The organism is Thiothrix litoralis, from assembly GCF_017901135.1.
In the GTDB taxonomy this organism is placed as follows: Bacteria; Pseudomonadota; Gammaproteobacteria; order Thiotrichales; family Thiotrichaceae; genus Thiothrix; species Thiothrix litoralis.
This window is the reverse complement of sequence record NZ_CP072801.1, coordinates 1480304-1489706: the sequence shown is the minus strand read 5'-3', so window position 1 is coordinate 1489706 and position 9403 is coordinate 1480304. Positions and strand designations below refer to the sequence as shown.

Genomic DNA, 9403 nt, shown 5'->3' with positions numbered 1-9403 from the left:
AACGTCCTTCCCAACGACTGACCGAGGTAACGCCCCATGATGAAGTCCAAAGACATTGCCGCACTGCTGGACGAACCAGCTTGTACCCACAACAAAAAGGAAAAGTCCGGCTGCGCCCGCCCCAAACCCGGCGCATCGGCGGGTGGTTGCGCGTTCGATGGCGCACAAATCGCGCTGTTGCCGATTGCAGACGTGGCGCACATTGTCCACGGCAGCATCGCCTGTGCTGGCAGCTCGTGGGACAATCGTGGCACACGTTCCAGCGGTTCGCGCCTGTTCAAGATTGGCATGACCACTGACCTGACCGAACAGGATGTGATCATGGGGCGCGGTGAAAAACGCCTGTTCCATTCCATCAAACAAGCGATCGACAGCTACAGCCCTTCCGCCGTCTTCGTCTACAACACCTGCATCCCCGCGCTGATCGGCGACGACATCGAAGCCATCTGCAAATCTGCGCAAGAACGCTGGGGAACGCCCGTCGTGCCGATTGATTGCGCCGGATTTTACGGCACGAAAAACCTCGGCAACCGCATCGCCGGTGACGCAATGGTGAAACACGTGTGCGGAACCCGCGAACCCGACCCGCTGCCACACGGCGCAGAAAGCGACACCGTCAAAGTCCACGACGTGAATCTGGTCGGCGAATACAATATCGCGGGCGAACTCTGGCACGTCTTGCCACTGCTCGACCACCTCGGCATCCGCGTGCTTTGCACCCTCTCCGGCGATGCGCGTTTCCACGAAGTGCAAACCATGCACCGCGCCAAAGTGAACATGATGGTGTGTTCCAAAGCAATGCTCAACGTGGCTCGCAAGCTCGAAGACGCATTCGGCACCAAATGGTTTGAAGGCAGCTTCTACGGGGTGCAAGACATGAACAATGCCTTGCGCGATTTCGCCCGCCTGATCGACGACCCGTACCTCACCGAACGCACCGAAGCCCTGATTGCCAGCGAAGAAGCCCGCATTAACAAAGCCTTAGAACCGTGGCGGCAACGTCTCAAGGGCAAGCGCGTATTGCTGTATACCGGCGGGGTGAAATCCTGGTCAATCGTTTCCGCCCTGCAAGATTTGGGCATGACGGTGGTGGCGACGGGGACGAACAAATCCACCGAAGAAGACAAAGCCCGCATCCGTGAAATCATGGGCGCAGACACCAAAATGGTCGAAGACGGCAGCCCGCGTTCCCTGATCAATATCGTGCGTGAATACAACGTGGACATCCTCATCGCAGGTGGACGCAATATGTACACTGCGCTCAAAGCTCGTATCCCGTTCCTCGACATCAATCAGGAACGCGAATTTGGTTACGCAGGCTACGAAGGGATGCTGGAACTCGCCAAACAACTCGCCCTGACGGTCGAAAGCCCGATCTGGCAGGCTGTCCGCAAACCCGCGCCGTGGGCAGTATCCAAGGAGGCCGCTCATGGCTGAGATCACCAAGCGCAACAAAGCCCTGTCCGTCAGCCCTCTGAAAGCAAGCCAAACCATCGGCGCAGCACTCGCCTTCCTCGGCTTTCACCGTGCCATTCCGATGTTGCACGGGGCGCAAGGTTGTACCGCCTTCGGCAAAGTGTTTTTCGTGCGCCACTTCCGCGAACCCATTCCGCTGCAAACCAGTGCGATGGATCAAATCGCCGCCGTGATGGGTTCGGAAGACAACGTGGTTGAAGGGCTGAAAGCGATTTGCAGCAAAAACAGCCCGTCACTGGTCGGCGTGCCCACCACGGGTTTGGCAGAAACCCAAGGCAGCGACGTGACAATGGCTGCGGGCGAATTCCGCAAGAAATACCCCGAATACGCCCACATTCCGGTGGTCGCTTTGTCCACCCCCGATTTCAGCGGCTGTCTGGAAAGTGGCTTTGCCAAAGCGGTGGAAGCCATTATTGCCACGCTCGTTCCCGATGCCGCCACCGCAGGCACGCAACCTGGTAAACGCCCGCGTCAGGTCAATGTACTGGTGAATGCCTCGCTGACCCCCGGCGATCTGGAAGCCTTGAAAGACACCATCGAACTGTTCGGCCTGCGCCCGGTGGTGATCCCCGATTTGTCGGATTCGCTGGATGGGCATTTGCCGGATGAAGATTTCAGCCCGCTGACCATCGGCGGCACGCTGGTGTCGGACATGGCAACGCTGGGCGATTCGCTGGCAACGTTGGTGATTGGTGCGTCGCTGAATGCGGCGGCAGATACCTTGCACAAGAAGACGGGCGTGCCGGATTACCGTTTCGACCATTTGATGGGGTTGGCGGTGAACGATCAGTTTGTTCATACCCTGCACACGCTTGCCGCCGAACCTGTGCCGCCTAAGCTGCAACGCCAGCGGGCGCAATTGCAGGATGCGATGCTGGATACGCACTTTATGCTGGGCTTATCACGCTTTGCGATTGCGGCTGACCCGGATTTGCTCAATGCGTTTTCGCAATTGCTGGCAGAAAACGGGGCGTACACCGTGGCGGCGGTTGCCCCGGCGAATGCGCCGATTCTCAAGCACATCGCAGCCGACAAGGTGCATATCGGCGATTTGGAAGATTTGGAAAAAGCGGCGGAAGCCAATGAGGCCGAAGTGCTGATTTGCAATTCGCACGGGCAGGAAACGGCGTTGCGGCTGGGTATTCCGCTGTTACGCGCAGGTTTCCCGCAATACGACTTGCTGGGTGGGTATCAGCGGCAGTGGATTGGGTATAGCGGCACACGTCAGACGCTGTTTGATATTGCCAATATTTTGCTGTCGTTGGAGAAGGGCGAGATTCACCCGTATCAGTCGATTTATGCGCAGAAGCGGGATGGGGAAGCGGCGCATAAGCGGCATTGATTAAAGGAATGGGTTGATTACCATCAGCCCTGTATCTAGCTTAAAGCCGTGTTGCAGATCTTCGCTCAATACAGCACTACAGCCGTATTCAGAGGCAGCAGCCAAAATCAGGCTGTCGTAAAAACTCAGCAGGTAACGTTTGGAGATGGCAACTGCTCGTTTTGTTATCTCCGCAGTGAGCGGCACGACTTCCACATCTACTTGAATATCCTGTAAAACTGCTTCGACTTCCGCAAACTTGTCGGGGAATTTCCGGCGCAACACGTTGCAAAATTCATTGAGTGCCTGCGCACTGGTCATTGCGTCTCCCGATGTAACCAAGCGTTGGGCAATTTCCTGCTTGGTTGGATCTTGGGCCGTGTTGGCGTAGATGAGGATGTTGGTATCGAGAAAAAAGGGTCTATCGCTCATTGGCTTCTTCCCGATTAAAGCGGAAACCACGGGTATCCAGTTGCAGCGACTTCAGTTTGCGCCGTGCAGGTTTTGCCAGCACTTGTTTCAATCGTTGTTGTGTTGATAGTTCGCCTGTTTGCGTGACAGGCGTTGAGGTTTTCCGCAAACCATCTAGCAACCGCTGGATCAGCGTTAGTTGCTCACCGAAGGTCAGGCGTTCTGCTTCATGTAAGATGTTTTCAACTGTTTGTATGCTCATAAATACATTCCTGATTTTTAGTGCGCTTACACTATGAGTTTATGCCACTGCGACAACTTCGCAAGTTCCACTATTGACTCACATTAAAGATAGACAGGGCACATGCGATCCATTTGACCCAGCGAATCAACATCAACCTCCTGCCTCAAGGTTGCAAAGCGATCAGCATGATGAGTGGTTACGGGAAGGCGAGGATGACGGTACAGCGATGCCCCATGAATCCGGCTCAATAACACCACCTGTTGAGCCAATGTAATCAAATCGGTTGAGCCGTAACGTTTGCGTAGACGTAAAGGGCGTACACTCACCGCATTACCCCAACTTTTGCCTAATTCATCTCCACTGTAAGTTGAAACAACAATTTCATCCTGACAAGGGAAAAAGATTGCATCGCCGACTTCTGGGTTAGAAAATGTTGGCTTAGTTTCTGGCGGTACAGGTGGATGTTTGCGGTATAAAATGTAACTGTTCACGGGCTTGCAACTGCCAGAGTCTGAGCTATGCTTGAAAGATGAACGAGCTAACGATCACCACCGATTTTACTGATATTGCGTTGCCAACCGATTTGGCAGCTTCTCAGCAGCTTAACCGTGATCTGCTGACGTTGGTGGTTGCGTTGCAGGCACGGGTAAAACAACTGGAAGCGGAACTGACAGAACTGAAAGAACGCCTGAATGACTCCTCCGCCACCTCCTCTAACCCCCCGTCACGTGACACGCCCGAACAACGCGCCCAACGCGAGCGCAAACCGAAAAGCCCGTTAAAACGCGGCGGTCAGCCAGGACACAGCAAACATGAACGCACCTTGGTGGAGGAATCACGCCTGGATGCTATCCAGCATTACTATCCCGAAGGCTGTTGCCGTTGTGGTGGTCATCTGGTGCTGGAAACCACGCCGAGCCAGCGTCATCAGGTATTTGACCTACCGGAAGTTGCTTATCAAGTAACGGAACACCGCCTGTATGCGGGTACGTGTAGTTGCTGCGGGAAACGTCAGGTAGCCGAGTTACCCGAAGACATCCCCAGCGGGCAGATGGGTGCTGGCTTGATCAGTTGGATCACCCTGATGAACGGGGCGTGCCGCCTGTCCACGCGGCAAATCCAGTTACTGCTGGAAGAACAATGGCAGTTATCCTTCAGTAGCGGTGCGATCAGTGAGGCTACTGCCCCCGTCAGCCGTTGGTTAGCACCCTTATATGCTCAGGCGGGTGATGCAGTGCGTAGCAGCCCGGTGGTAAACGCGGATGAAACCAGTCACTACCGTGGGCGCGAACGTGAATGGTTATGGGTGATGTGTTCGCCACAGGTGGTGTACTTCATGACGCATTACTCACGCGGCAAAGGTGCAGCGGACGAATTGCTGGGAAAATTCAATGGCGTACTCGTGACCGACCAGCACGGCGGCTATAATCACCACCCCAATGAACGACGGCAACTGTGCTGGGCGCACATTATCCGTAAGTTCAAAAAAATAGCACAACGTTACGGGCGTGCAGGCATCTTAGGGAAGCGTTTGCTGCGTCTGGCACGCCTGATTGTCCACTTGCATAACCGCAAGCTCGCAGGTGCTTACTCGGACAGGTTGTACCGGCAACGCATGGATAAACTCCGCGAAGCCTTCCGCCAGACATTGGTAGCAGGTAGCGGCTTACGTCAAGCACAACATCCTGATAAGCCGACTAAAACCGCCAACCAGTGCCAACGCTTACGGGATGATGACCTGATGTTATGGACATTTTTGCGTCATTCCGGTGTTCCTCTGACCAACAATGCTGCCGAACGGGCTATCCGCCCCTATGTCATCTGGCGTAAGACCAGCTTTTTTAGCCAATCTTTCCGAGGTGATCAATTCCGCCCGTTAATACTGACTATCGTGGAAACCTGCAAACGCCTAGGTATCAGCGCTTACCGAATTATCCGCCAAGCGTGTCAGCAGGCATTGGCTAAAAAGCCGGTGACGGTGCGTTTGCCTATTCCCCCTCCGCGAGTATTGAATCCGGTGACTGGACTTATTGCCGCTTAAGGGGGCTGCTCCGTGAACAGTTACCACCCGATTTCAATACTTCCAGTACATCAACTTCAACTTGGTGTTGTTCAGAAAACGCCTTGATAATATCTAGCGACTCATAAAACTTACCATCCCGATGTAGGGTAATACGTTTTGGAAAATCGCCATTGTGTGCTTTTTTGTAAAGAGTCAGACTTTTTTGTAATAATAATCCCAGTGCTTCATCATTCATTCGCTCGCCTTTTTGTCTGTCAGCTAACTGCCAACCTAATTGTGCACCTTCACGGGTAAACAAGAATGCAAAGCCGGGGGAACGAGTTGTTGTTCCACCCATATCCAAGCCAATGAATAGATCAGAATCACCGGGCATATTCTCAATCGCACATAACTGACCGCCACCTTTACTGAATAAACCCGCAGCCAAATTATGATAGTAGGAATCACTATAGTGATTGGGGCTGTGGTCATAACGCATGAATTGAGTCGCAATTTTATGACTAAATGCTACATCCCGAATTTGTTTCTTTGGATCTTGATTAGCCAATGCAATGAGTAAAATGGCATTCTCAAAGCGATTGCCTGTATTATTAAGACGTTGATCCAACGCATCTGCACTTATGATAGGTTCAGGGAGTTTTGTTAGCGGTGGGAGTTTTTCGCTGCAAAATGATTGACAGGTTTCATAGGCTTTCTTGATTTTAGAAAAAATGACATCTTGTTCAGCATCTGAATGTTTGCCCACGATAAGTGGAATAACTTTCTGGCGAGTCATGTTGGAAAATGCCTTGAGACGTAGTACAGCCCGTTCATTATCTGCCACACCTTTATGAAAGTGCAGTTGAATATCGGGTTTTACAGATAACCGCTCATAATTAACAAATTCCAAGCTATTGAATTTAATTGCAAAAAATGGCAAATAAAGCCCTTTTGCCAATCTGTTCGCTGTATGCAAACGTTCCTGAATAGGCCATTTCAAATGCTTGGCTAATTTGTTCAGTAATGACGAGTCGATTTGTTGTAGTGTGTCAAAATCAAACATAGGCTGAACTAGTGCAGCCAAGTGCATAACGGACTCGTTTCTTTTGCCATAACGAACATGAATCACGGAGGAGTGGGCTGCATTAGCTAGTTGCTTTTTTGAAGCCAGTGCTTTTTCTTGGTGATATTCCAGTATCGTTTTTCCCAATCCATCAATTTCAGTCTCAGGTGAAGCACTTTGATCAATACCAGCAAACTTCGCAACGGTAAATCCCTTATTGAATTCACTGTATACATGACGTACCTGATCAATTTTTTTTAACCATTCTGGACGTTTCTGGATAACCCATTCAAGCGTTATTTCAGGATTTGCTAGAATACGATGCTTAATGTTTAATTCAAGTAATAAAGTACCACACGCAAGTAGCTTTGGTGCGAGCTGCAAGGTTTGGAAGACGCTCAGGTAATCACTCTTTACTGTAATTCGTGTGGAGGATTCAATTTCAGAAATAATCGCATTACCGTATTCTTGATCAGCTTCAATATCGTTACGACCCCTAGCAAGTTGTCGGGCAGCTTGTTGAATATCCTGATTAATTAAACGCTCAATGGCTTCTCTTTGCTTATTATCGCAACAAGTCAATGTTAATGACTCAGAATTTAATAAAGCCAGTTTTTCACCTTTAAATTCATATTCCAGTTGCTTCACCGGTTTGACAGTAATCAGCGTATAGGCATCTAGTTCAGTAGCAGGAATCCAGCCGTTATTTACGGAAACCATTCGTGCCATACGTCGGCAACGTTTAGTTGAATCCTCATCACTTTGCCAAGGAGTCACCGTGAAACGGTATGACCATACAGGGACTTCACTGAATTTCCTATCTGCTTCTAAAGCACTTAGCCCTATTGTTGTTGCTGTATTATTTTTCATGCTATTTAATTCCTGTCGTTGCCCTTGCTATTTACTGTGGCGTGATGCCTTCACGTTGTTACTGTTGCTTGCCTGAATCCGCGCCAACAACGCCACTGCGCTGTTCTCCCCGCTGATCAAATCAGGATTTTGCTCGCGCCATTCTGCCGTCAATTCACCGCGAAACGCCTTCGCCAGAATCGCCTGCGTCAAATGATTCACGCGCTGTTGGGCAACCTTCACGCGCTGCTCAATCTGATCCGCAAACGCAAACAACTCCTCCACCCGCCGCACGATTTCTTCTTGCTCTTCAATAGGCGGTAATGGAATTGGTATTTCTCTAACTTTAGAAAGATTTAAGTTCGGCTGATTTCCGCCGGCTGCTGCTTTTCTCGTTTCCTCATAATTTTCCTGAAGTCTGATTTTTACAAATTTTCGATTTATAATTGACTCATTAACTGTAATTGCAGCACAAGCCTGATTGCACGTTGCCGATAGTTTGAGTTCTGTAACTTGACCTCTAGTTTTACCCTCACCATACATTGCCAATAACAAAGTTCCCGGCTCAAATTTTTTCAATTGACATTCTGAAACTGCTAAAGCGGTAATATATTCTTTTGCATAAACAGTAAAAGCGTCTCCCGTTGCTGCACTTGTCAACCAAGGTACTGTACCGTTATCCCAATAAGATGATTCAGAACGACTCGGAGTTTTACCTGTTGCTACAGCACAAACATCACCGATTGTTTTATATTCCCATTCATGTTTTGTATTTTCTGTCCTCCACTCCTCTGTCAGCTTCCCACTCACCGCCGCAGCCAGCACCGATTGGCGGAAGCGTTTCAGGATGTTAGGAATGGCATCAAGGCGCGTTTTCAGGGTATCGACTTGCGCGAGGAGGTTGTCGAGGAGGGTGGCGATTTCTTTTTGTTCAGCGAGTGGGGGAACTTTTACAGGAATTGCTTCAAGATTGGATTTTGTTAATTTTGGCTGTGCTGAGCCAGTTATCCATTCATCCAATACTAAGGAATTGAGATAGTAAAACAAATAACTATTTGGAATGCCAGAATAACAACATATAACATGAGCATGGTTGTTAACCCAATATTTTCCATTAACAATAAATGCAATATTCTTGTTTCGAGAGATAAGATTCGCTCCATCTTCTCCAACTAAGATATTTTCTCCTTCATGAGTAAAATCATCTAGCGAGTCAATTTTTCCAGTTGCACCATAATAAGGGATGCTCCCTTTTCTATTCTCGCGCTGAGTGGCAGATATTGGGAGGCGTTTTCCATCTTTATTGATCGTATATTTGCCTAATGGGACTTCGAGCCAGCCGTTGGGGAGTTGGGTGTTGCTCAAGGTGCTTTTCCTCCCAAGAGGATGACGGTTTGAGGAGCGTATAGGGTTTTGGCTTTTTTGCTTAGGCGTTGGTCGAAGGTGGCGAATTGTCCGCTACTGTTTGCCAAGTGCAGGGCATCGGCGAAATCCATGCCGGATTCATACCAGCCAAGTGCTTGCACGACTGCGCGTGGATTTTGAACCACCACATTTGGTAAACCCAACACCTCCCGGATTTCCTCAATGATCTTGCCGCGCTCCCAACCATGCCCCGATTTTGCGCCCAGTACCCAAACGGTTTCCAATAAAACGGTCTGGAGTACCATGCACGGATGATTATCAAGGAAAGCCGTCGCTTCCGGTGACTGTTGCTCATCGTCTTGGCTGATGTGACGAACCAGAATATTAGTATCAACGTCAATCATTTATGCAAACCCGCCTGTTCTTCAATAGCCGCATCCATGTCTTCAAGCGTTAACGTTTTGGTGGTGTAAGCCGGTTTTTGCCTAGGTAGCTTCAGCTTGGTTTCGGGGAAATATTGGCGTTTTTCTTCCAACAATTTTTGGAAGTCGGCTTTGCGCTTATAAGCTACAAAGTCTAAAAAATCAGCCACTTCCTGTAGCGTGATACTGTCCAGCAGCTTTGCTTTTTCATAGATGACTTCAGCCGTGACCATAACAAACCTCACTAAGA

Annotated in this window: 10 protein-coding genes; 3 read left to right on the top strand and 7 right to left on the bottom strand. The window is 49.8% G+C overall.

The features are described from left to right. Positions 1–36 precede the first annotated feature (36 nt). Positions 37–1437, top strand: a complete 1401-nt coding sequence (nifE, locus tag J9253_RS07185) for a nitrogenase iron-molybdenum cofactor biosynthesis protein NifE (RefSeq protein ID WP_210223943.1) — start codon at positions 37–39, stop codon at positions 1435–1437. Then, positions 1430–2818, top strand: a complete 1389-nt coding sequence (nifN, locus tag J9253_RS07180) for a nitrogenase iron-molybdenum cofactor biosynthesis protein NifN (RefSeq protein WP_210223942.1) — start codon at positions 1430–1432, stop codon at positions 2816–2818. The genes nifE and nifN overlap by 8 nt, the downstream gene beginning before the upstream one ends. Here the strand turns inward: nifN and J9253_RS07175 are convergent, their stop codons facing one another. The 3 genes from J9253_RS07175 to J9253_RS07165 all read right to left on the bottom strand — a co-directional run bounded on the left by J9253_RS07175 (position 2819) and on the right by J9253_RS07165 (position 3943). Next, positions 2819–3229: a PIN domain-containing protein gene (locus tag J9253_RS07175; protein ID WP_210223941.1), complete on the bottom strand. Its 411-nt coding sequence runs from the start codon at positions 3227–3229 to the stop codon at positions 2819–2821. Beyond that, positions 3219–3470, bottom strand: a complete 252-nt coding sequence (locus J9253_RS07170) for a hypothetical protein (RefSeq protein ID WP_210223940.1) — start codon at positions 3468–3470, stop codon at positions 3219–3221. The genes J9253_RS07175 and J9253_RS07170 overlap by 11 nt, the downstream gene beginning before the upstream one ends. Before the next feature lie 83 nt (positions 3471–3553). Next, complete coding sequence (locus tag J9253_RS07165) at positions 3554–3943, bottom strand: hypothetical protein (protein WP_210223939.1); 390 nt, start codon at positions 3941–3943, stop codon at positions 3554–3556. Between the two features lie 38 nt (positions 3944–3981). On the opposite strand from J9253_RS07165, the gene tnpC reads away from it, so the two are divergent. Continuing rightward, entirely contained in the window at positions 3982–5493 is a 1512-nt protein-coding gene (tnpC, locus tag J9253_RS07160) for an IS66 family transposase (protein WP_210223938.1), read from the top strand. Here tnpC and J9253_RS07155 read toward each other — a convergent pair. The 4 genes from J9253_RS07155 to J9253_RS07140 are packed head-to-tail and all read right to left on the bottom strand — an operon-like array spanning position 5480 to position 9386. Next, positions 5480–7387, bottom strand: a complete 1908-nt coding sequence (locus J9253_RS07155) for a Piwi domain-containing protein (RefSeq protein ID WP_210223937.1) — start codon at positions 7385–7387, stop codon at positions 5480–5482. The two genes, tnpC and J9253_RS07155, sit on opposite strands and share 14 nt — an antisense overlap. Positions 7388–7414: 27 nt before the next feature. Further along, on the bottom strand, positions 7415–8731 hold the full coding sequence (locus J9253_RS07150; RefSeq protein WP_210223936.1) for a restriction endonuclease subunit S: 1317 nt from the start codon (positions 8729–8731) through the stop codon (positions 7415–7417). After that, positions 8728–9135 (bottom strand): type II toxin-antitoxin system VapC family toxin, encoded by a 408-nt coding sequence (locus J9253_RS07145; protein ID WP_210223935.1) that lies wholly within the window; start codon positions 9133–9135, stop codon positions 8728–8730. Before J9253_RS07145 ends, J9253_RS07150 begins: the two co-directional genes overlap by 4 nt. After that, a complete protein-coding gene (locus J9253_RS07140) occupies positions 9132–9386 on the bottom strand; it encodes a hypothetical protein (protein WP_210223934.1) in 255 nt (84 codons plus the stop codon). The genes J9253_RS07145 and J9253_RS07140 overlap by 4 nt, the downstream gene beginning before the upstream one ends. Positions 9387–9403: the final 17 nt, after the last annotated feature.

What these genes read in the sequence shown, in the direction of transcription:
- nifE (WP_210223943.1), top strand. Translation starts at nt 37, where the DNA reads ATGATGAAGTCCAAAGACATTGCCGCACTGCTGGACGAACCAGCTTGT.
- nifN (WP_210223942.1), top strand. Translation starts at nt 1,430, where the DNA reads ATGGCTGAGATCACCAAGCGCAACAAAGCCCTGTCCGTCAGCCCTCTG.
- J9253_RS07175 (WP_210223941.1), bottom strand. Translation starts at nt 3,229, where the DNA reads ATGAGCGATAGACCCTTTTTTCTCGATACCAACATCCTCATCTACGCC.
- J9253_RS07170 (WP_210223940.1), bottom strand. Translation starts at nt 3,470, where the DNA reads ATGAGCATACAAACAGTTGAAAACATCTTACATGAAGCAGAACGCCTG.
- tnpC (WP_210223938.1), top strand. Translation starts at nt 3,982, where the DNA reads ATGAACGAGCTAACGATCACCACCGATTTTACTGATATTGCGTTGCCA.
- J9253_RS07155 (WP_210223937.1), bottom strand. Translation starts at nt 7,387, where the DNA reads ATGAAAAATAATACAGCAACAACAATAGGGCTAAGTGCTTTAGAAGCA.
- J9253_RS07145 (WP_210223935.1), bottom strand. Translation starts at nt 9,135, where the DNA reads ATGATTGACGTTGATACTAATATTCTGGTTCGTCACATCAGCCAAGAC.
- J9253_RS07140 (WP_210223934.1), bottom strand. Translation starts at nt 9,386, where the DNA reads ATGGTCACGGCTGAAGTCATCTATGAAAAAGCAAAGCTGCTGGACAGT.